The sequence below is a fragment of the Streptomyces solitudinis genome (genome assembly GCF_036323765.1).
Taxonomy (GTDB): domain Bacteria; phylum Actinomycetota; class Actinomycetes; order Streptomycetales; family Streptomycetaceae; genus Streptomyces.
In genome coordinates this window covers 666,928-687,945 of record NZ_JAZDCW010000001.1, presented here as the reverse complement: position 1 = coordinate 687,945, position 21,018 = coordinate 666,928, and the positions used below count along the sequence as shown (strand labels likewise).

General features: G+C 75.2%; 16 protein-coding genes and 1 pseudogene. 12 read left to right on the top strand and 5 right to left on the bottom strand.

Going from position 1 to position 21,018, the window contains the following annotated elements:
• Positions 1-28: 28 nt before the first annotated feature.
• A complete protein-coding gene (locus tag V1J52_RS02840; RefSeq protein ID WP_330138107.1) occupies positions 29-988 on the top strand; it encodes a DUF5914 domain-containing protein in 960 nt (319 codons plus the stop codon).
• Positions 989-1,002: 14 nt separating this feature from the next.
• On the opposite strand, the pseudogene V1J52_RS02835 reads toward V1J52_RS02840, so the two are convergent.
• Positions 1,003-1,428 (bottom strand): annotated as a pseudogene (locus tag V1J52_RS02835) (class I SAM-dependent methyltransferase); the annotation flags it as partial.
• A gap of 173 nt (positions 1,429-1,601) precedes the next feature.
• On the opposite strand from V1J52_RS02835, the gene V1J52_RS02830 reads away from it, so the two are divergent.
• Both V1J52_RS02830 and V1J52_RS02825 read left to right on the top strand, forming a co-directional pair.
• On the top strand, positions 1,602-2,792 hold the full coding sequence (locus V1J52_RS02830; RefSeq protein ID WP_330137909.1) for a lycopene cyclase family protein: 1,191 nt from the start codon (positions 1,602-1,604) through the stop codon (positions 2,790-2,792).
• A 38-nt stretch (positions 2,793-2,830) separates the two neighbouring features.
• Positions 2,831-4,417: an FAD-dependent oxidoreductase gene (locus V1J52_RS02825; protein ID WP_330137908.1), complete on the top strand. Its 1,587-nt coding sequence runs from the start codon at positions 2,831-2,833 to the stop codon at positions 4,415-4,417.
• A 19-nt stretch (positions 4,418-4,436) separates the two neighbouring features.
• On the opposite strand, the gene V1J52_RS02820 is transcribed toward V1J52_RS02825, so the two are convergent.
• On the bottom strand, positions 4,437-5,015 hold the full coding sequence (locus V1J52_RS02820) for a Dps family protein (protein WP_330137907.1): 579 nt from the start codon (positions 5,013-5,015) through the stop codon (positions 4,437-4,439).
• Positions 5,016-5,144: 129 nt separating this feature from the next.
• A complete protein-coding gene (locus tag V1J52_RS02815; RefSeq protein WP_330137906.1) occupies positions 5,145-5,753 on the bottom strand; it encodes a phosphatase PAP2 family protein in 609 nt (202 codons plus the stop codon).
• Between the two features lie 231 nt (positions 5,754-5,984).
• Here V1J52_RS02815 and V1J52_RS02810 point away from each other — a divergent pair, with 231 nt between their 5' ends.
• Complete coding sequence (locus tag V1J52_RS02810) at positions 5,985-7,268, top strand: RICIN domain-containing protein (protein WP_330137905.1); 1,284 nt, start codon at positions 5,985-5,987, stop codon at positions 7,266-7,268.
• 281 nt (positions 7,269-7,549) lie between these two features.
• On the top strand, positions 7,550-9,961 hold the full coding sequence (locus tag V1J52_RS02805; protein ID WP_330137904.1) for an ATP-binding SpoIIE family protein phosphatase: 2,412 nt from the start codon (positions 7,550-7,552) through the stop codon (positions 9,959-9,961).
• Between the two features lie 4 nt (positions 9,962-9,965).
• Here the strand turns inward: V1J52_RS02805 and V1J52_RS02800 are convergent, their stop codons facing one another.
• Positions 9,966-10,988 carry a hypothetical protein gene (locus V1J52_RS02800; protein WP_330137903.1) on the bottom strand — a complete coding sequence of 341 codons (1,023 nt, stop codon included), beginning with the start codon at positions 10,986-10,988 and terminating at the stop codon, positions 9,966-9,968.
• 151 nt (positions 10,989-11,139) lie between these two features.
• Between V1J52_RS02800 and V1J52_RS02795 the strand changes: the two genes are divergently transcribed.
• Complete coding sequence (locus V1J52_RS02795; RefSeq protein WP_443075692.1) at positions 11,140-12,441, top strand: MFS transporter; 1,302 nt, start codon at positions 11,140-11,142, stop codon at positions 12,439-12,441.
• Between the two features lie 47 nt (positions 12,442-12,488).
• Here the strand turns inward: V1J52_RS02795 and V1J52_RS02790 are convergent, their stop codons facing one another.
• Positions 12,489-13,565, bottom strand: coding sequence for a glutamate--cysteine ligase 2 (locus tag V1J52_RS02790; RefSeq protein WP_330138105.1), 1,077 nt, complete (start codon positions 13,563-13,565; stop codon positions 12,489-12,491).
• Positions 13,566-13,924: 359 nt separating this feature from the next.
• On the opposite strand from V1J52_RS02790, the gene V1J52_RS02785 reads away from it, so the two are divergent.
• The 6 genes from V1J52_RS02785 (at position 13,925) to V1J52_RS02760 (ending at position 21,017) form a co-directional block, all read left to right on the top strand.
• A complete protein-coding gene (locus tag V1J52_RS02785; RefSeq protein ID WP_330137902.1) occupies positions 13,925-14,926 on the top strand; it encodes a LacI family DNA-binding transcriptional regulator in 1,002 nt (333 codons plus the stop codon).
• Between the two features lie 208 nt (positions 14,927-15,134).
• On the top strand, positions 15,135-16,811 hold the full coding sequence (locus V1J52_RS02780) for an ABC transporter substrate-binding protein (protein WP_330137901.1): 1,677 nt from the start codon (positions 15,135-15,137) through the stop codon (positions 16,809-16,811).
• Positions 16,812-16,852: 41 nt separating this feature from the next.
• A complete protein-coding gene (locus V1J52_RS02775; protein WP_330137900.1) occupies positions 16,853-17,977 on the top strand; it encodes an ABC transporter ATP-binding protein in 1,125 nt (374 codons plus the stop codon).
• Positions 17,974-18,954 carry an ABC transporter permease gene (locus V1J52_RS02770; RefSeq protein WP_330137899.1) on the top strand — a complete coding sequence of 327 codons (981 nt, stop codon included), beginning with the start codon at positions 17,974-17,976 and terminating at the stop codon, positions 18,952-18,954. Before V1J52_RS02775 ends, V1J52_RS02770 begins: the two co-directional genes overlap by 4 nt.
• A gap of 3 nt (positions 18,955-18,957) precedes the next feature.
• A complete protein-coding gene (locus V1J52_RS02765; protein ID WP_330137898.1) occupies positions 18,958-20,010 on the top strand; it encodes an ABC transporter permease in 1,053 nt (350 codons plus the stop codon).
• Complete coding sequence (locus V1J52_RS02760) at positions 20,007-21,017, top strand: ABC transporter ATP-binding protein (protein ID WP_330137897.1); 1,011 nt, start codon at positions 20,007-20,009, stop codon at positions 21,015-21,017. The genes V1J52_RS02765 and V1J52_RS02760 overlap by 4 nt, the downstream gene beginning before the upstream one ends.
• The last annotated feature ends 1 nt before the right edge of the window (position 21,018 follow it).

Here is a 21,018-nt window from a genome sequence, read left to right as displayed (position 1 = left end):
GACCGGCTGGCGCAGCCCGCTGCGGCTGATGCCGGGCACGGGCTGGAGCGAGCAGCAGCCGACCTGGCGCGCGGCGCGTCCGCGGCTGATCGCCGACGCGCTGGCACGGGCCGCGGCCCGGCCCTCCGGCAACTGGTACGTGGCCGCCGCCAGCCGCGACATCCCGCCCGGCGCCCCGTTCGGGCGGACGGTCGCCGGGGTGGAGGTCGTGCTGTGGCGGGACGCGTCCGGACGCCTGGCCGCGGGCCCCGGCGCCTGCCCGCACCTGGGCGCGCCGCTGTGCGACAGCGCCGTCGTGCGCGGCCGGATCGTGTGCCACTGGCACGGCCTGGGCCTGTCCCGGGAGGGCGGGCCCGGCTGGGACCCGGTGCCCGTGCACGACGACGGGGTGCTCGCGTGGGTGCGGCTGGACGGCGCGGGCGGCGAGTCCCCGCTGCCCGCGCCGTGCCTGCCGCCCCGCCCGGAGGCCGCCGCGACGGTGGACGCGGTGACCACCCTGGAGGGCGCCTGCGAACCGCAGGACGTCATCGCCAACCGGCTGGACCCTTGGCACGGCGCGTGGTTCCACCCGTACGCCTTCACCCGGCTGACCGTCGTCGAGGAGCCGGACCCGGACACCGGTGACCGCTTCGTGGTGGACGTCGCCTACCGGGTCGGCTCCCGGGCCGCCGTGCCGGTGCGGGCCTCCTTCACCGCGCCGGAGCCGCGCACGGTGGTCATGCACATCATCGACGGGGAGGGCGCCTCGTCCTCGGTGGAGACCCACGCGACGCCGCTCACCGCGGCCGGGGACGCCCGGCCCCGCACCGCCGTGACCGAGGCCGTGCTCGCCACCTCGAAGCGGCCGGGCTTCACCGTCGCGCGGGCCGCCGCGCCGCTGCTGCGTCCGCTGGTGCGCCGCGCGGCGGCCCGGCTGTGGCGCGACGACCTCGACTACGCCGAACGGCGCTGGCAGCTGCGCAGCCAGGGCCGCTACCCCGGCTCGTGACCGGGGCGGCGGGCCAGGAAGGCGTCGGGTCCGCTCAGGTTGCGCACCAGGCAGGCGGCGAACACGGCGTCGCACAGCCCGGTGTCCGGCCCCTGCCCCGGTGCGGCGAGCGTCTTAGCGGGCCGCTCGGCGGGCGCGTGGACGAACGTGACCTTCTGCGGCCAGCGCTTGGCGGCGGCGCGTTCCAGCATCCCTGCGGAGGCGTCCACCGCGACGATCCGGGCGCGGGGCGCGGCGGTGAGCAGCGCGGCGGCGGACGCGCCCGTCCCGCAGCCCAGGTCGAGCAGGCGCAGCCCGGCGCCCTGTGCCGGCAGGGCCAGCCGGCGGGCCGAGCGGCGCAGTCACCGGTGGTATCCGGGGCCGGCGGCCACCAGGCGGTCGCAGGCGCCGGACGCCTGGTCGAAGGCGGCGCCCAGGGCGCCGTCGTGCAGCAGCGTCATCGCGGCCACGCTCCCGTCCGGACGGCGGGGGCGGCCGGAACGACAGGCGCTCCCGGGGCTGCCGGAGCGGCGGGGACGGCGGGCGGACGCGGAGGTGCGGTCATGCGGCTACGCCTACCCCGGACGGGCGCGGCGCCGCACCACAGACCGGCTGAGGCGGAAGGGACGTGCGGATGAGGGACGCGGACGTCGTCGTGGTGGGCGCGGGCGCGGCCGGCCTGTCGCTGGCCCGGGAGCTGACCGCCGGGAGCGGCCCCGGACCGGCCTGCTCGGTGCTGCTCGTCGAGCCGCCGCCCGGACCGCGGCGCAGCCCGGAGCGCACCTGGTGCTTCTGGGGCGAGCCCGGCGCCGCGCCCGATCCGCTGGCGTCCGCCTCCTGGGAGCGGCTGGCCGTGCGCGGCCGGGACGGCGGGCCGGTCACCGGCAGCTCCGCACGCCGTTACCAGATGATCCGGTCGGCCGACTTCACCCGCGCCCTGGACGCCGAACTCGCCGCCGTCCCCGGCGTGGCCCGGTACACCGGCACCGTCACCGGCGTCGCCGACGACGGCCCGCACGGCGCGGCGGTCAGCGGCCTGGACACGGCGGGACGGCCGTTCCGCCTGCGCGGCCGGTGGGTGTTCGACTCCCGCCCGCCCCGGGTGCTGCCGCCCGCCCGCACGACGCTGCTCCAGCACTTCCGCGGCTGGTTCGTCTCGACCGCCGAGGACCGCTTCGACCCCGGCACGGCCGAACTGATGGACTTCCGCACCCCGCAGCCGCGGCGCGGGCTGTCCTTCGCCTACGTCCTGCCGTTCACCCCGCGCGAGGCTCTGGTGGAGTACACCGAGTTCTCCCCGGCCCCCCTCGGCGACGCGGGGTACGCCGAGGCGCTGCGCCACTACACGGAGCGGGTGCGGCCGCTGGGCACCTTCACGGTCACCCGCGCCGAGCAGGGCGTCATCCCCATGACCGACGCCGTCTTCCCGCGCCGGGCCGGGCGTTCGGTGTTCCGCGTCGGCACCGCGGGCGGCGCCACCCGGCCCGCCACCGGCTACACGTTCGCGGCGGTCCGGCGGCAGAGCGCGGCGATCGCCGCCGCGTACCGGGCCGGTGCCGCACCGGTGCCGCCCAGGCCGCACGCCCGCCGCCACCGGGCCATGGACGCGGCGCTGCTGCGGGCGCTGGCCACCGGACGCGTCGACGGGGCCGCGTTCTTCGAGGACCTCTTCCGCCGCAACCCGCTGGAGCGCGTGCTGCGCTTCCTCGACGGCCGCTCCTCACCGGCCGAGGAGGTGGCGATCGGCCTGCGCTCGCCGGTGCTGCCCATGGCCCGTTCGCTGGCCGAACTGCCCCTGCTCCCCCGCCGCGCGCCGGTCGGCTGACCGGACGTGCGGTGCGCACCACCACGGAAAGGCTCCACGTGAAGCGACCACAGCCCTCCCCGTCCGGCCTCCGGCGCCGTCCCCGGCTGGCCCGCGACCGGCGCGCCGTGTACCGGCCCGCCCCGCCCGGCGCCGCGCGCCTGACCGGACGTGCGGCGCGCACCGCCGTGGTCGGCGGCGGCATCGCGGGGCTGGCCGCCGCGACGGCGCTGGCCGAACGCGGGGTCCGCGTCGACCTGCTGGAGCGGCGGGACCAGCTCGGCGGGCGCGTCGGCGGCTGGCCCACGCAGCTGGCCGACGGCACCACCGTCACGATGACCCGCGGCTTCCACGCCTTCTTCCGCCAGTACTACAACCTGCGGAACCTGTTGCGGCGTGTGGACCCGGAGCTGTCCATGCTGGTGCCGCTCCCGGACTACCCGCTGCGGCACAGCGGGGGCGCGCAGGACGGCTTCGCCCGCGTCCCGCGCACCCCGCCCTGGAGCGTGCTGGGCTTCACCGCCCTCAGCCCGGCGTTCACCCCGGCCGGGCTCGCGGGCATGAACCCGCGCGCCGCCCTGCCGCTGCTGGACGTGCGGGTGCCGCGCGTGCACGAACGCCTGGACGGGGTCAGCGCCGCGGACTTCCTGGACGCCGTGCGGTTCCCCCGCCAGGCGCGCCACCTGGCGTTCGAGGTCTTCTCGCGCAGCTTCTTCGCGGACCCGCGCGACCTGTCGGCCGCCGAACTCGCGCTGATGTTCCACATCTACTTCCTGGGCTCCGCCGAGGGCCTGCTCTTCGACGTCCCCGCCGAGCCGTTCCCCGCGGCGCTCTGGGACCCACTGGCCGGCCACCTGTTGCGGCTGGGCGTGGACGTGCGCACCGGCACCGCCGTGCACGGCGTCCACCCCGAGGGGGACGGCTTCGCGGTCGCCACGGGCGGCGGCCATGGCGGCGGTGAGCGCACCGAGCGCTACGACGCGGTCGTCCTGGCCCTGGACGGCGCCGGGCTGCGGGCCGTGGCGGACGCCTCACCGGCGCTCGGCCGCCCGGACTGGCGCAAGGGGGTGGAGCAGCTGCGCGAGGCCCCGCCCTTCCTGGTCTCGCGGTACTGGCTGGACACGCCCGTGGCCGCGGCCCGCCCCGGCTTCCTGGGCACCGGCGGGTACGGGCCGCTGGACAACGTCAGCGTGCTGGAGCGCTACGAGGGCGAGGCCGCCCGCTGGGCCGCCCGGACCGGCGGCAGCGTGGTGGAGCTGCACGCCTACGCCGTCGGCCCGGGCGCGGACCGCGCCGCCGTGCGGCGGCGCGCCCGGGCGGAGCTGGCCCGCGTCTACCCGGAGACGGCGCGGGCCGGTGTCGTCGACGAGCGGCACGAGTGGCGGCAGGACTGCCCGCTGTTCGCCACCGGGAGCCGCGCGGACCGTCCCGCCGTGCGCACGGACCACCCCCGGCTCGTGCTGGCCGGGGACGTGGTGCGCACCGACCTGCCGGTCGCCCTGATGGAGCGGGCGGCCACCACCGGTTTCGAGGCGGCCAACGCGCTGCTGGGCACCTGGGGCGTGCGGGGCCACCCGCTGCTGACGGTGCCCGGCCGGGGCCGCAGCGCCCCGCTGCGGCTGCTGGCGGCGGCGTTCGGCACCTGACCGGCCGGGCGCCGGGGGCTCAGGGCTCCTGGCGGGCGCGGTCGGCGGCGCGGGCCGCGGCGTCCTGCTCGGTGCCGGCGCCCCCGGTGCTCAGCGAGCCGCCCGCGTTCTCCAGGTGCGCGCGCACGAACCACTGGAACAGCTCCAGGTCCCGCAGGTGCTCGATGAGCATGTCCTGGGTGACGAGGTCGATGTCGTCGGCGGCCTCCATCGCGCGGCGGTGGTCCTCGATGACGCCGGTGTAGACGACGTCCAGCGCGCCGAGGTGCTCGATGGCGCCGGCCCGTCCCACGCCGTAGTCGTCCCACGTGCGCTCGGCCACCAGCACGCCGGGGGTGCCGGGGGGCGAGCCGCCGAGCGTGGCGATGCGCTCGGCGGTGGTGTCGATCATGCCGCGGACGGAGTCGACCTGCGGGTCGAGCATCTCGTGGACGGCGATGAAGTGCGGCCCGACCACGTTCCAGTGCACGTGCTTCAGGGTCAGGGCGAGGTCGTTCAGGGCGTGCAGGCGCCCCCGCAGCAGGCGGATGATGTCGCCGCCCGCCTCCGGGGACAGGCCGGGCACGGTGTACTGCGGTGTGGGAGAGGTGTCGGGCACGGTGGGTCTCCTCGGCGTGCCCTCCCGCGGAGGGCTTGGGGAACATGCCTCTCCCATGGGAGCACCGCCCGCCGCGCTCGGCGCGCCGGGCGGGGCGCCGGGCCGCCGTCCGGGCGACGCCGCGCCGGGTCAGCCCGCCCGGCGGCGCGGCCAGGGGCCGCGGGCGCCCGGACGGCTCAGGCTCCGGCGCGGGCCCCCGCTCCCCCCGAGCAGGGCCGGGGCCCGCCGGGTGAGCGCGGTGCACAGGACGCCGATGACGGCGCCGGCGAGCACGTCACTGCCGTAGTGAGCGCCGGACTGGACGCGCTGCACGGCCACGAGGGCCGCGGGCACCGTGAGGGCGGCGCCCACCGCGGGCTGCCGGAGGGCGACCGCGCTCGTGTAGGCGGTCGCCGCGGCCACGTGGCCCGAGGGGAACGAGGAGCTGCCGGGCCGGCCGGCGATGTCGCCGTGCCGCACCAGCGACCTGGGCGGGCGGTCCCGGTCGTACGCCTGCTTGGCCAGGGCGTTGCACAGGACCTGCGTCACGCCCAGGCTCAGCAGGCCGGAGAACGCGGACGCCCGGCCGGGACGGCCGCCGAGGGCCGCCTGTACGGCCGCCGCGCCGACCCACAGCTTCGTGTGGCGGGAGGCGGTGCCGACGTGGCGGAGCGCCGTGACGAGGCGGGGCGCGCGCAGGGCGGTGAGCCGCCAGGTCAGTTCCCGGTCGGCACGTCGGATGCGGTCCGCGGTCGTCACGGGCGCTCGTCTTCCCGGCCCCGGCCCGTTCACACCTCCGAGGGACGGCCGCGCCGCACGGCCGGGAAGTTCCGGAACTCCGCCCTCCTTGACGGGTTCTCGTCAAAGCAGTTAACTCGCAGAGCCGAACTGGTCCGGACCTTCACCGCTTCCGGTTCACTTCTTGCAGCCACACGTCTCAGCGCTCCTCCCTCATCGAAGCGCCCCCACCGCACGGACGAGGAAACCGCCATGCTCTCGCGCCCCCGCAGATCCCGTACCCGCGCCTCGGCCCTCACCGCACTCGGCCTCGTGTCCACCCTGTGCTGGTCGCTGCTCGCCTCCGGTCCCGCAGCGGCCGGGCCCGAGGCGCGGCCCGGTCCCGCCCAGGCGCCAGGCCCGCTCGCCGTCGTCTTCGAGGACACCTTCGACGGCCCGGCCGGAGCCGCCGTGGACGGCTCCAAGTGGCAACTGGAGACCGGCGACAACGTCAACAACGCCGAACGGCAGTACTACACCTCCGGCAACCGCAACGCCGCGCTCGACGGGCGGGGCAACCTGGTGATCACCGCCCGCCGGGAGAACCCGCAGAACTACCAGTGCTGGTACGGGCGGTGCGAGTACACCTCGGCCCGGATGAACACCGCCGGGCGCTTCGCGGCCCAGTACGGCCGGGTGGAGGCCCGCATCCAGGTGCCGCGCGGCCAGGGCATGTGGCCCGCCTTCTGGATGCTGGGCAACGACTTCGGCGACGTCGGCTGGCCCGCCAGCGGCGAGATCGACATCATGGAGAACGTCGGCTTCGAGCCCGGGACCGTGCACGGCACCGTCCACGGTCCCGGCTACTCCGGGTCCGGCGGCATCGGCGGCGGGTACACCCTGCCGGGCGGCCAGGCGTTCGCCGACGGCTTCCACACCTTCGCCGTCGACTGGGCGCCCGACTCCCTGCGCTGGTCCGTGGACGGCAACACCTACTTCCAGCTCACCCCCGCCGACCTCGGCGGCCGCCAGTGGGTGTTCAACAAGTCCTTCTTCATGATCCTCAACCTGGCGGTCGGCGGGCACTGGCCCGGTGACCCGGACGGCGGCACCGTCCTGCCGCAGCGCATGACCGTGGACTACGTGCGCGTCTCCACCGGCTCCGGCGGCGGCGCGGGCGGCCCGGTCACCGGCCTGGGCGGCAAGTGCGTCGACGTGGCCGGCGCCAACCCGGCCAACGGCACCCCGGTGCAGCTCTACGACTGCAACGGCACCGCGGCCCAGCGCTGGACCCGCGCCTCCGACGGCACCCTGCGGGCCCTGGGCAAGTGCCTGGACGCCGCCGGTGGCGGCACGGCCGACGGCACCCGGGTCCAGCTGTGGGACTGCAACGGCACCGCGGCCCAGCAGTGGGTGGTCACCGGGGCACGGGACATCGTGAACCCGCAGGCCGACAAGTGCCTGGACGCCGCCAGCCACAGCTCGGCCAACGGCACCCGGCTCCAGCTGTGGACCTGCACGGGCACGCCCAACCAGAAGTGGACGGTCGCCGGCTGAGCCCGGCGGCCCCCGCCCGCACCGGCCAAAAGCCGGGCCCCACCGCGTGACGCGGCTGCTCCCGCCCCCTGCCCGGGGCGGGAGCAGCCGCGTCACGCGCGCCGCCGCCCGTGCGCCCGCCGGATCGGCGGCCGTCCCGGCCGGTCCGGCTGACCGGCGGACCGGCTGACCCGGTTGGCGCAACCGCGCACCGCCTTTCCGCCCGTGAGGGAGCACGCTTGAGACAGCGTCGGCTCCACGCGGGAGCGCGGAGCCGGACACGTCGCCGGGAGGGAGGACCCATGACCGCAGCGCCGTCCGGGGAACCGGACGCCGCGACGCCGTTCAGCGGCCTGGCGGCGGTGGTCCTGGGCGCGGACGGGCGGGTGCTGCGCTGGTCCCGCGAGGCGGCGGCGCTCCTCGGCCGGCCCGCACGGGACGTCGTGGGCCGTCCGGCCCGTGACCTGGTGGCCCCTCCCGCCGTGCTGCGCCGCCGGGGCGGGCGCCCGGCCCAGACGGTGTACGGCGGCCGGGTCATGTGCCTGCTGCACCGCACGGGCCACCCGGTGGAGACGGTGGTGCGCCTGGTGCCGCTGTCGGGGACGGCCGACGTGGTGGCACTGGCGGCACCGGCCGGGCACGCCCTGGTCTGGGAGCAGGACCGCGCGATCGGCCGGGCCCTGTTCACGCAGGACCGGATGGCGGTGGCCCTGCACGACGCGGAGCAGCGCCCGGTGCGCGCCAACGCCGCCCAGGAGAGGCCGGACTGGCCCCGCACCGGCGACGGCAGGCCCGCGCACGTGCTGGACCTGGTGTCCTGGGAGGGGCACGAGGAGGCGGCCGGGCAGCTCGCGCGGACCCTGCGCGACGGCGTTCCGCTGCCCACCACGGAGCAGCGGCTGCGGGAGCCGGGGCCGGGAGCCGCGGAACGGGTGCTCACCCTGACGGCGCTGCCCCTGCGGGACGCGGACGGCGGCCCGTTCGGCACGCTGGCCGTCGTCACCGACGCCACCGAGCAGCGCCGCGCCTGGCACCAGCTCCAGCTCGTCTACGACGCCTCCCGGCGGATCGGCGGATCGCTGGACGTGACCCGCACCGCCCAGGACCTCGTCGAGGTGCTCGTCCCGGTGCTCGGTGACATGGCGACGGTCGAGATCTCCGAAACGGTCCTGGCGGGCGGCGACCCCGCCGCCCGCATACGGGGCTCCTCCCTCGAACCGACCCGGCGGGTCGCCGCGAAGCACGCCGCCGGGGCTTGGCCCGCCGACCTCGTGCAGCCGGGGCAGCTCCTGCCGCGCATCCCGGACCGGCCGGAGTTCAGGCGCGTGGGCGTCGGCGGTTCGATCATCGCCAGCGACGCGGCGCAGTCGCGGGCGATGCTCGGCGACGACCCGGAACTGGTGAGGCTGATCCTCCCCGAGGGCCTGCGCGCCTCCCTCGGCACGCCGCTGTTCGCCCGCGGTCTGCCCCTGGGTTACGTCCTGGTCTACCGCACCGAGAACCCGGTGCCCTTCGACGAGGAGGACACCCGGCTGCTGCGCGAGATCGTCACCCGCGCGGCCCTGAACGTGGACAACGCGCGCCGCTACACCCGCGAGCGCCGCATGGCGGAGATGCTCCAGCGCAGCCTCCTGCCGCCCGTCTCGACGAGCACGGCCGCCGCGCAGACCTCCGGCCTGTACCTGCCGGCCGGGGGCGGCGCCAGCGTCGGCGGCGACTGGTTCGACGCCCTGCCGCTGTCCTCGCTGCGCGTGGCCCTGGTCGTCGGGGACGTGTACGGACACGGGCTGCGCGCCACCGCCACCATGGCGCGGCTGCGCACCGCCGTCCAGACGCTCGCCGAACTCGACCTGGAGCCGGACGAGCTGCTGATCCGGCTGGACGACCTCGTGCAGCGCATGGCCGGGGAGAGCGACACCCCCGACGCCATGGGCGCCACCTGCCTGTACGCCGTCTACGACCCGGTCACCGGATGCTGCCGGGTGGCCAGCGCCGGGCATCCAGCGCCCGCCGTGGCGCGTCCCGACGGCAGCTCCGCCCTGATCGGCGTCACACCGGGGCCGCCGCTGGGCGTGGGCGGCATGCCGTTCGAGATGACCGAGACAGAGCTTGTGCCGGGCAGTGTCCTCGCCCTCTACAGCGACGGACTGGTCCGCCACGGCCCCCGCTCGGCGTCCGGCGCCCCCGACACCGGGGCGCTGCCCGCGCGGCTGGCCGCCGCCTGCCGGCCCGGCCGGACGCTGGAGGAGATCGGACAGGAACTGGCCGGCCCGCTGACCGCCTCCCCGCCGCCGGACGACGTGACCCTGCTGCTGGTGCGCACCCGCACCCTGCCGGACGCCGCCACCGCATGCTGGCAGTTCCCCGCCGACCCGCAGGCCGTCGCCGAGGCCCGCGAGGCGACGGCGGGCCAGCTCGCGGACTGGGGCCTGGAGGAGCTGTCCTTCACCACGGAGCTGGTCGTCAGCGAGCTGATGACGAACGCGATCCGCTACGCGGGCGGCCCCGTGGGCCTGCGGCTCATCCGGGACAGCCGGCTGGTCTGCGAGGTGACGGACACCAGCAACACCCAGCCCCGGCTGCGCCGGGCGCACACGACGGACGAAGGGGGCCGGGGCCTGTTCCTGGTGGCCCAGCTCACCAGCCGCTGGGGCAGCCGCTACGGCGCCCGCGGCAAGACGATCTGGACCGAACAGGCGATCGGGCCGGACTGAGCGCTCACCCGGCCCCTCCCCCGCCGCGGACGTCCTCGGCCACGGCACGCAGGTCGCGCTCGGCCAGGATCAGCGCGCGCTCGCGCACGCAGTCGGCGTGGACGACCACCTCGGTGGGGTCCAGGGCGTCGATGGCCGCCTCCACCTCCGTGAGCGCCGCCCGGTACGCACCGGTCTTCCGCAGCGCGAAGGCGCGGCGGAAACGGGCCTCCGGGTCCGCCCCGCCGGCGAAGGCCGGGCCGTCCAGCACGGCCAGCATGCGCCGGGCCTGGCCGGGGAGGTCCTCCCCCAGCCACAGGCCGTGCAGCACGGCGTGGGCCACCTTCGCGTCCGTCCCGGCCCGGGCGAGGACGCGGTCGGCGGCGGGCAGGCCCTGCGGCCGGGACCGGCCGAGCAGGGCGAAGACGCGCAGCGACTCGGTGTACGGGTCGAGTCCGTCGAGGGCACCGTCCGGCAGCCTCCCGAAGAGGGCCGTGACGGCGCGGCAGCGGAAATCGTAGCGCAGGGTGGTCAGGTAGAGGTGCCACAGCGCACGGCCGCGCACGGTACCCGGATCGGTGAGCGCCACCTGCTCCTCGGTGAGGAACTCCAGGGCGCTGCGCCGTTCGGCCCGGGTGCGCCAGGCCAGGTCGGAGGTCAGGCGCGCCGACCGCGCCCAGGAGGCGCCGCCCCGCTCCAGCCACGCCGCCGCCTCCCGCGTCCAGTCCCGTCCGGCCGCGGCCTCCTCCAGGACGCGCACCCGCACCATCGCCCAGCCGCGCTCCCGCACCTCCCGGTCCGCTCCGCCCGGCGCCGCGTCCCCCGCATCCCGTCCCGGCTCGCGTTCCGCTTCCCGCCCCGCTGGGGTCAGCGCCTCGATGACCGCCTCCGCGGCGCCCGGCAGCCGCCACACGCCGCTCGCCGCGCGTTCCGCCGCCCGGGGCGGCTCCCGGGGCAGCGCGCGCAGGGCGGCCAGCGTCTCGGGGACGCCCGAGCCGCCGGGCGGGCGGACGGGTCCGGGCGGGGGCGCGGCGGGGGAAGCGGGCATGCGGGCATTGTGCGCGCGGCCGCCCGGCGCTCCGGCCGACGCACCCGGGCCCCGGCGCGGACTCACCCGTCCCGGCCCGCCGGACGGAGCAACCGGGCACGCCGGGGACGGCTGGACGGACGGGCCGGGCCGGAGTCAGACTGCCCCCACTGTGAACGCCTCTCCGCCCGGCGCCGGCCAGGGCGCGGCCCCGCCCGCCGTCCGGCCCGCCGCCCCGCCGACCGAGCGCCTGACCTCGCGCGACTTCCTGTTCTTCCTGGCCGCCCGCGCGGTCGCGCGGCTGGGCGACGCCATGCTGCCGGTGGCCCTGGCCGCCGGGCTCATCGCGCACGGCCTGGGGGCCGGGGGCATCGGACTGGCCATGGCGTCGTACTCGGTGTGCTTCGCCGGGTTCGTCGTCTTCGGCGGCGTCTTCTCCGACCGCACCGAACCGCGGCGCCTCATGGTCACGGCGGACGTGGTGCGGGTGGGGACGCAGGCGCTGGCCGCCGCCCTCTTCCTGTCCGGGCACGTGGTGCTGTGGCAGATCTGCGCCATCGGCGCGGTGAACGGCGTCGCGGCGGGCGTCTTCCAGCCCGGGGTGGCGTCCGTGGTGCCCCGGATCGCGCGGGACGTGCAGGGCGCGAACGCGGTGATCCGGACGGCGGAGTCCCTGGCGCTGCTGGCCGGACCGGCCGCGGCCGGGCTGCTGGTGGCCACCGTCTCGCCCGGCGGGGTGCTCGTCGCGCACGCCGCGACGTACGCCGTCAGCGCCGGGTGCCTGGCGTTCGTGCGCCTGGGGCGCCGCGGGAGCCGGGCGGCGGGCGGCACCGCGCCTCCGGTCGGCTACTTCGCCGACCTGGCCCAGGGCTGGCGCGAGTTCAGGTCCCGGTCGTGGATGTGGTCGGTGATCCTGCTGTGGATGGTGCTGATGGTCACCGTGTGGGGACCGCAGACACCGCTGACGGCCGGTGAGATCATCCCCCGGCACGGCGCGGACGCCTACGGGCTGGTCAACTCCGCGCTCGGCGGCGGCACCGCGCTCGGCGGGCTCCTCGCCTTCCGGCTGCGGCCCGCGTTCCCGCTGCGGGCCGGGGCCGCGGCGCTCTTCGGCGCCGCCCTGTTCCCGGCCGCCGTCGGCGCCGGGCTGCCGGTGCCCGCCGTCGCCGCGTGCACCGCCGTCGCCGGGGCGGCCGTCGGGTTCTGGGGCGTGATGTGGATGACCTGCGTGCAGACCCAGGTGCCCGGCCCGGTGCTCGGCCGCATCCACGCCTACGAGGTGGCCGGCTCGCTGGCCATGATGCCCGTCGGGCAGGCCCTCGCCGGCCCGGCCGCCGGGTGGCTGGGCGCCCGGGTGGTGCTGCTGGCGGGCGCTGTCGCCGCCGTCGTGGTGAGCGCGACGCTGCTGGTCCTGCCCGCCGTCCGCGGGCTGCGGCGCGTCCCGGCGCCCCAGCCCGCTCCCCCGCCGCGCTGAGCCGTGCGGCGACCGGGCGGTGCGGCACGGCACCGCCCGGGGCGTGCTCAGGCCGTCGTGCGGGAGACGGCGTCGGTGACGACGTCGCGCAGGCTGCCCGTCCTGGTGTGGCGGGCGCGCTGCCGGGCGGCGCCGTTGCCCCGGTGCAGCAGCTCGGCCAGCCCGTCCTTGACCAGTTCCAGGTCCCCGGCGTCGGTAAGCGCCGTCCGCACGTGATCGACCAGGGAGCGCACGACCGTCCCGGCCGGTGCCGGGGTCCAGGTCAGCGGGTGGACGAGTTCCTCCGTCAGGCCCGAGCGCGCCGCGCGCCAGGCCGCGAGCCGCAGCAGCCGGGCGCTGACCGGAGCGGGCGGCTCCCCCGCCTGCCAGGCACGCGAGGCCGTCTCCACCAGGCCGCGTACGAGAGCGGCCAGGAGCACGGTGTCGGCCCGGTCCAGGCAGACGTCGGCGACCCTGATCTCCACGGTCGGATAGGAGCGGGAGAGCCGGGCGTCGAAGTAGATCATGCCCTCGTCCAGCAGCGTGCCCGTCTCCAGCAGGGTGCGCACCTCGTGGTGGTAGCGCTCGGGCGAGCCGAAGACCTCCACCGGTCCCGCCGAAGGCCACCGCCCCCACACCTGCGTGCGGTAGCTCTCGTGGCCGCTGTCCCGGCCCTGCCAGAACGGCGAGTTCGCGCTGAGGGCCAGCAGCGGCGCCAGCCACGGCCTGATCCGGTCCAGGACGGCCACGCCCTCCTCGTCACTGTCCACGCTGACGTGGACGTGGCAGCCGCAGGTGAGCTGCTCGTCGGCGGTCATGCGGAACTCGTCGCGCAGCCGCTGGTAGCGCTCCCCGGTACTCACCGAGGGTTCGACGGGCAGCGGCGACGTGGCCAGCGCCGCGACCTCGGCGCCCGCCTGGCGCGCGCGGTGGGCCGCCTCCCTGCGCCAGCGCAGCACTTCGGCGGCGAGGTCGCCCATCGACGTCCTGGGCCGGGTGCCGGTCTCCACCTGCTCACGCTGGAGTTCCTTCTCCAGCCGGGTGTCGTCGTCGGCGAACGCCAGCACCGCGCCGGAGACGGCCCGCGGCTCGCCGGTGTCCGGGTCCACCAGGAGGAGTTCCTCCTCCACACCCACGCTTCGCATCATCGCGGCCTCCTGTCCGTCCGTGGGCTGGCCGTCTGCCCCCGCGGGCCTGCCCTAAGCGCGCCGCGGGTCACCGGCCGCGGGATGCGCGGGGTGCCACCTCCCGCGTTCGGCCTGTGAACGCGGGAAACCGTTCCGGCCCGTGGAGTTCCGGAACTCGCGTGAAGTATTGACGGCCGGGTTTCGGGACGGTTAACTCACCGCCCAGTCACCGAAACCGGTTCCGGAATCGGTACCGGAAGCGGTACCGGGCAGGCAGCGCCGCCGCCTCCGGTACGTTTCCCCTGGCTGACCCGGGCTGCCCCCGGGCCCCCCGTGCCCGTGCTCACCTGCGGAGCACCAGTTCCTGGAGGATCGGAATGCGCGTCACCATCGCCGACGTCGCCCGCGAAGCGGGCGTCAGCAAGACGACGGTCTCGCGCGTCCTGAACACCAAGGGTGAGGTGGACGACCGGACCGCGGCCCGCGTGCGGTCCGTGATCAGCCAGCTCGGCTACGTGCCCAGCTCACGGGCCGTGGGCCTGGCGCGGGGCAACAGCCGCACGGTGGGCATGCTGGTGCCGACGCTGACGTGGCCGTGGATGGGCGAGGTCCTCCAGGGCGTCGTGGACACGGTCGAGGCGGCGGGCTACGGCATGCTGCTGTTCACCTGCAACCGAGGCGTGGAGTCCGTCGCGCGGTTCACCGGCCAGGTGTCGGCGCGGGCCTTCGACGGCCTGGTCGTCGTCGAACCGGAGAACACCCTGGAGACGATCACCGGGCTGCACCGCAAGGGCCTGCCCGTCGTGCTGATCGACGACCGGGCGCAGAGCCCCGCCTTCCCGTCCGTGGCGACCACGAACCGGGAGGGCGGGGCGAGCGCCGCACGGCACCTGCTGGCGGGCGGCCGCTCCCGGCCGCTGGTCATCACCGGGCCCTCGCACTTCGGCTGCGTCCACGACCGGCTGGCGGGCTTCGGCGGCGTCCTCGCGGAGGCCGGACACGGGCTGCCCCCCGCCCGCGTCCACCACGGCGACTTCACCGAGGCGGCCGGCTGCCTGGCCGTCCAGCAGCGCCTGGCCACCGGCGAGGAGTTCGACGCCGTCTTCGCCCACAACGACGTCAGCGCCGCCGGTGCCCTGCGGGCGCTGCGCGCGGCCGGACGCCGGGTGCCCGACGACGTCGCCGTGATCGGCTTCGACGACGTCCCCCTCGCCTCGCACACCGATCCGCCCCTGACCACCGTCCGACAGCCCATGCGGCGCATGGGGGAGACGGCCGCCCGCGTCCTGCTGGACCACCTGGGCGGCACCCCGGCCCCCGGCACCCCCGTCGTCCTGCCCACCGAACTGGTGGTGCGCAACTCGGCCCCGGCCGCCTGACCCGGCCGCGCCCCGGCTCCGCCCACCGCTCCCTCCCCGCCCGGCCGCGCTGCCGCCACCCCGGCACCGCGCGGTCCCGCACACCCGCACCGCCCTCCTCACCCCCGGGCACGGCCAGCCCTGCCCTGCGTCCTTGCTTTTGCCCCGCTTCCTCCGCATCTGTCGTCCCACCCGGTCCACCGCACGCGATTCCCGCCAGGAGTTCCCCATGAGAGACACCCGCCCGCGTCACACCACCCGCGTCATCGCCGCGGCCATCGCCGTGGCGGCGCTCGCCACCGGCTGCTCGTCCGCCAACAGCAACGCCAACCGCGGCACCGGGGCGTCCGGTGTGCTCAGCATCGGCATGCCCAACGGCCCCCAGACCAACAACAGCAACCCGTTCCTCGGCACGTCGGCCGGCGCGTCGCTCGGCTACCGGTTCATGATCTACGAGCCGCTGGTGATGACGAACATCATCCGCCCCGGCGAGGAGGGCACGCCCTGGCTGGCCAAGGAGTGGGCCTGGGAGGACAACTTCACCAAGGTCACCTTCACCATCGACTCGCGGGCCACGTGGTCCGACGGCGAGCCGCTCACCGCGGAGGACGTCGCCTACACCTTCGGACTCCTGAAGGAGCACGAGGCGCTCAACGGCAACGCCATCCCCTACGACGGGATCACCGCCTCCGGGGACACCGTCGAACTGACCTTCACGTCCTCGCAGTTCGTCAACCAGATGAAGATCCTCAGCACGTTCATCGTGCCCCGGCACATCTGGGAGAAGGTCGAGGACCCGACGACCTGGCCGAACCGCGAGCCCGTCGGTTCCGGCCCGTACACGCTGAAGACCTTCACGCCGCAGACGACGACGCTGGTGGCCGCGCCGGACTACTGGAAGGGCGAGACGCAGGTCAAGGAGCTGCGCTACACGTCCTACAACGACAACAGCGCGCAGACCACGGCGCTGGCCAACGGCAAGACCGAGTGGTCGTTCGTGTTCATGCCGAACCACGAGGAGCTTTACACCTCCAAGGACCCGGAGCACAACAAGCTCTGGTTCCCCTCCGGGCTGGGCATCCACGGCCTGTGGTTCAACACCACCCGGGGGGCGCTGGGCGACCCGGCGCTGCGCAAGGCCATGGCGATGGTCATCGACCGCGAGGCGATCCACGTCCAGGCCCAGGCGGAGCTGTACCCGGAGATCACCAACCCCACCGGCATACCGCTCCCGGCCGGTGAGCCCTTCCTCAGCCCGAAGTACCGCGACGCCGAGGTCGAGGTGGACGTCGAGGGCGCGAAGAAGGTGCTCGACGAGGCGGGTTACGAGCTGAGCGGCGGCACCCTCAAGGACCCGGACGGCAAGCCCGTCAAGATCACCCTCACCGACCCGGCCGGGTGGAACGACTACATCACCGGCCTGTCGATCATCAAGGACAACGTCAAGAAGATCGGCGTCGAGGCCAGCGTCAAGACCCAGACCGCCGAGGCGTGGACGGCGGCCGTCTCCAACGGCGACTTCGACGCCACGCTGCACTGGACCAACACCGGGCCCACGCCGTACGACATGTACCAGAACATCATGGACGGCGAGCTGCTCCAGCCCGTCGGCAAGAGCGCCCCGCTCGGCAACTTCGGCCGCTTCGACAGCCCGGAGGCCACGAAGGCCCTCAAGGAGTACGCGAACGCCACCGACGACGCCACGCGCACCGAGGCGCTGAACACCCTCCAGGACGTGATGGTCGAGCAGGTCCCGATGGTGCCGACGGCCGCCGGACCGATCGGCGCCGAGTACTCCACCAAGAACTGGACCGGCTGGCCGACCGAGTCGGACCCGTACGCGCCACCGCAGCCCACCCAGCCCAACGCGCTGGACATCGTGCTGCGGCTCAAGCCCGCCTCCTGACAGTCCAGGGCCCTTCGAACGGAGCGAAACGGAAGCCGGTCATGACCGAACACCGCGAGAGCGAGACCGTGCTCGAGGCACGGACCGTCACCAAACACTTCCCCGTCCGCCGCACCGCCGGCGACCTGCTCGCCCGCAGGCGGCGCACCGTGCACGCCGTGGACGACGTCTCCCTGAGCCTGCGCCAGGGTTCCGTCACCGCGCTGGTCGGCGAGTCGGGCTCGGGCAAGTCGACCGTCGCGCGGCTGCTGGCGCAGCTCTACCCGCTCACCTCGGGGGAGATCCTCCTGGCGGGGCGGCCCACGGTGGCCGGGCGCGGCCGGTCCTTCCGCCGCTACGTCCGCCGGGTCCAGATGATCTTCCAGGACCCCTTCGCCTCGCTGAACCCGGTGCACACCGTGCGCTACCACCTCACCCGTGCCCTGCGCGTCCACGGACGCCAGGGCACGGACGAGGAGCTGGGCGAGCTGCTGCGCCGGGTGCAGCTCACCCCGCCCGAGCGCTACCTCGACGTGTTCCCGCACGAGCTGTCGGGCGGGCAGCGCCAGCGGGTGGCGATCGCCCGCGCCCTGGGCGCCGACCCGCAGGTGCTGCTCGCCGACGAGCCCGTCTCCATGCTGGACGTGTCCATCCGGCTCGGCGTGCTCAACCTGCTGCGCGACCTCAAGGAGCGGTGGCGGCTGGCGATCCTCTACATCACCCACGACATCGCCTCCGCCCGCTACTTCGCGGACACCACCCTGGTGATGTACGCGGGCCGTATCGTCGAGGGCGGCGACAGCGAGCGGGTCACCCAGTCCCCGGCCCACCCCTACACGCAGCTCCTCATCGCCTCGGCGCCCGATCCCGACCGGGCCGGCGAGGGCGGCGAGGGCGGGGCGCGGGAGACGACCGGCGGGGAACCGCCCTCCCTCATCTCCCCGCCCGACGGCTGCCGGTTCCATCCCCGCTGCCCGCACGCCATGGAGCGCTGCCGCACCCAGGTGCCGCCGCGCTTCCCGCTGGCCGACGGGCACTGGGCGGCCTGCTGGCTCTACGCGGACGGCGGCGCGCAGCCGCAGGCCGCCGGCGCGGCGGACGCGCAGACCCCGCAGGGCGCCGGAGCCGCGAAGGACACCCCGGGCACGGCCGCGGCGCACGGGACGGCGAAGGGGGCGGTCCGGTGAAGTACTTCCTCCAGCGGCTCGCGTTCTACCTCGTCACCGCCTGGGCGGCGATGACCATCAACTTCCTCATCCCCCGGCTCATGCCGGGCGACCCCGTCCAGGCGCTGATGACGCGCTTCCAGGGGCAGCTCGACAGCAAGGCGATCGCGTCGCTGCGGGCCCTGTTCGGGCTCAACGAGGACGCCTCCCTGTGGGAGCAGTACACCGACTACTGGTCCCACCTGCTGCGCGGCGACCTCGGCATGTCGTTCACCTTCTTCCCCACCCCGGTCGGTGACGTCATCGCCCAGTCGCTGCCGTGGACGCTCGCCCTGGTGGGCACCACGACGCTGATCAGCTTCCTGGTCGGCACCGGCATCGGGGTGTTCAGCGGCTGGCGGCGCGGCTCGTGGCTCGACTCGCTGCTGCCGGTCACCACGTTCATCTCCGCGATCCCCTACTTCTGGCTCGGCCTCATCGCCATCGCGGTCTTCGCCGTGGCCTGGCCCCTCTTCCCCGCCGCGGGCGGCTACGACCCGGCGCTCATCCCGGCGTTCGACTGGCCGTTCATCTCCAGCGCGCTGTACCACTCGTTCCTGCCCGGGGTGACGATCGTGCTCAGCGCCATGGCGGGGTGGGTCCTCGGCATGCGCAACATGATGGTCACCGTCTCCTCCGAGGACTACGTGACGGTCGCCCAGGCCAAGGGCCTGTCCGAGCGGCGGGTGATGTTCTCCTACGCCGCCCGCAACGCCGTCCTGCCGAACATCTCCGGCTTCGCGCTCTCGCTGGGCTTCATCGTCGGCGGAACGCTCCTGGTGGAGATGGTCTTCTCCTACCCCGGCATCGGCTTCCAGCTGTACCAGGCCGTCAACGCGAAGGACTACCCGCTCATGCAGGGCGTGTTCCTGATCATCACGCTCTCGGTCCTGGCCGCCAACCTCCTGGCCGACCTGATCTACATGCTCCTCGACCCCCGCACCCGCAGGGAGAACTGAGCCGTGACCGCAACCGTCTCCCAGCCGGCGGCCACCGAGGCCGACGCCCCCGGCACCCCGCACGCCTCGCCCGCGCGGCAGCGGCTGCGCTTCCTGCGCGGCGGCAAGACCCTCACCGGGCTCGCGCTCCTCGGCTTCTTCGTCGTGCTCGCGGTCGTCGGCCCCTGGCTGGCGCCCTACGACCCCGACGCGATGAGCGACGCCATCCTCCAGCCGCCCTCGGCCGACCACTGGCTCGGCACCACCCAGACCGGCCAGGACGTGCTCTCCCAGATCCTGGTGGGCACCCGGGGCGTCCTGGTGGTCGGCTTCCTGGCGGGTCTCATCGCCACCGTGCTGTCCGTCCTGATCGGCGTCAGCGCCGGTTTCCTCGGCGGCGTCGGCGACGAGCTGCTGTCGGCGCTGAGCAACATCTTCCTCGTCATCCCGGGGCTGCCGCTCATCATCATCGTCGCCAGCTTCGTCGCCGACACCAGCGACCTGTTCATCGCCGCCGTCATCGCCCTGACCTCCTGGGCGTGGGGGGCGCGGGTGCTGCGCGCCCAGACGCTGTCGCTGCGCGGCCGCGACTACGTACAGGCGGCGCGCGCGACCGGGGAGCCCACCTGGCGCCTCATCTGCTGCGAGGTCCTGCCGAACCTCACCGCGGTGATCGCCTCCGGGTTCGTCGGCACCGTCATCTTCGCCGTCCTGTCCGAGATCACCCTCGCCTTCATCGGCGTCGCCGACATCTCCAACTGGAACTGGGGCACGGTGCTGTTCTGGGCGCAGTCCAACCAGGCGCTCGCGCAGGGCGCGTGGTGGTGGTTCGTGCCCGCGGGCCTGTGCATCGCCCTGCTCGGCACGGCGCTCGCGCTCATCAACTTCGGCATCGACGAGTTCGTCAACCCCCGGCTGCGCGTCGCCCCCGGCGCCTCGCGCACGGTGCGGATGCGGGTCGGGTTCACCCCGGTGGCCCGCCGCCCGGCGGCACGGGCCACGGCACCGGCGGCACGCCCGGAGCGCGCCGATGACCCCGTGGAGCACAGCCCGCACGACAAGGAGCACCCCGCATGACCGGCACCAGGCAGCCCGTCCTGAGCGTCCGCGAGCTGAACGTCGACTACGGCACGGGCGACGGCGCCGTGCACGCCCTGCGCGACATCGACCTCACCCTGCACCGCGGCGAGGTCCTGGGCCTCGCGGGCGAGTCGGGCTCGGGCAAGTCCACGCTCGCCTACGCCGTCACCCGGCTGCTCGCGCCGCCCGGGGTGATCACCGGTGGCGACGTGCTCTACCACCCGCGCGAGGGCGCGCCCCTGGACATCCTCGCCCTCACCCCGGCGGAACTGCGCGCCTTCCGCTGGCAGGAGCTGTCCATCGTCTTCCAGGGCGCGATGAACTCGCTCAACCCCGTGCACACCGTGCGCAGTCAGCTCACCGACGTGCTGAAGGCCCACCGGCCGGGCATGACCCGCCCCGAGCGCGACACCAAGGCCGCCGAACTGCTCGCCCTCGTCGGCATCTCGGCCGACCGGCTGGCCGCCTACCCGCACCAGCTCTCCGGCGGCATGCGGCAGCGGGTGATGATCGCCATGGCCCTGGCCCTGGACCCCGAGGTCGTCATCATGGACGAGCCGACGACGGCGCTGGACGTCGTCATGCAGCGCCAGATCCTGCGGCAGCTCGTGCGGCTGCGCGAGGAACTGGGCTTCTCGGTGGTGTTCATCACCCACGACATCTCGCTGCTCGTGGAGTTCTCCGACCGCGTGGCCATCATGTACGGCGGCCGGGTGGTGGAGGAGGCCACGGCCGGGGCACTCTACCGGGATGCCCGCCACCCCTACAGCCACGGCCTGCTGCACTCCTTCCCCGCCCTGCACGGTCCGCGGCGCGAACTGAGCGGCATCCCCGGTTCCCCGCCGCACCTGACCGCGATGCCCTCCGGCTGCGCGTTCCACCCCCGCTGCCCGAAGGCGTTCGAACCCTGCGCCGTCCGGGTGCCCTTCCTCGGCCACCCGGAGGGCGAGGAGGAGCGCACCGTCGCGTGCTGGCTCCACCACGACCACGATCACGACCACTGAT

What these genes read in the sequence shown, in the direction of transcription:
- V1J52_RS02840 (WP_330138107.1), top strand. Translation starts at nt 29, where the DNA reads ATGCCGGGCACGGGCTGGAGCGAGCAGCAGCCGACCTGGCGCGCGGCG.
- V1J52_RS02830 (WP_330137909.1), top strand. Translation starts at nt 1,602, where the DNA reads ATGAGGGACGCGGACGTCGTCGTGGTGGGCGCGGGCGCGGCCGGCCTG.
- V1J52_RS02810 (WP_330137905.1), top strand. Translation starts at nt 5,985, where the DNA reads ATGCTCTCGCGCCCCCGCAGATCCCGTACCCGCGCCTCGGCCCTCACC.
- V1J52_RS02805 (WP_330137904.1), top strand. Translation starts at nt 7,550, where the DNA reads ATGACCGCAGCGCCGTCCGGGGAACCGGACGCCGCGACGCCGTTCAGC.
- V1J52_RS02800 (WP_330137903.1), bottom strand. Translation starts at nt 10,988, where the DNA reads ATGCCCGCTTCCCCCGCCGCGCCCCCGCCCGGACCCGTCCGCCCGCCC.
- V1J52_RS02790 (WP_330138105.1), bottom strand. Translation starts at nt 13,565, where the DNA reads ATGCGAAGCGTGGGTGTGGAGGAGGAACTCCTCCTGGTGGACCCGGAC.
- V1J52_RS02785 (WP_330137902.1), top strand. Translation starts at nt 13,925, where the DNA reads ATGCGCGTCACCATCGCCGACGTCGCCCGCGAAGCGGGCGTCAGCAAG.
- V1J52_RS02780 (WP_330137901.1), top strand. Translation starts at nt 15,135, where the DNA reads ATGAGAGACACCCGCCCGCGTCACACCACCCGCGTCATCGCCGCGGCC.
- V1J52_RS02775 (WP_330137900.1), top strand. Translation starts at nt 16,853, where the DNA reads ATGACCGAACACCGCGAGAGCGAGACCGTGCTCGAGGCACGGACCGTC.
- V1J52_RS02760 (WP_330137897.1), top strand. Translation starts at nt 20,007, where the DNA reads ATGACCGGCACCAGGCAGCCCGTCCTGAGCGTCCGCGAGCTGAACGTC.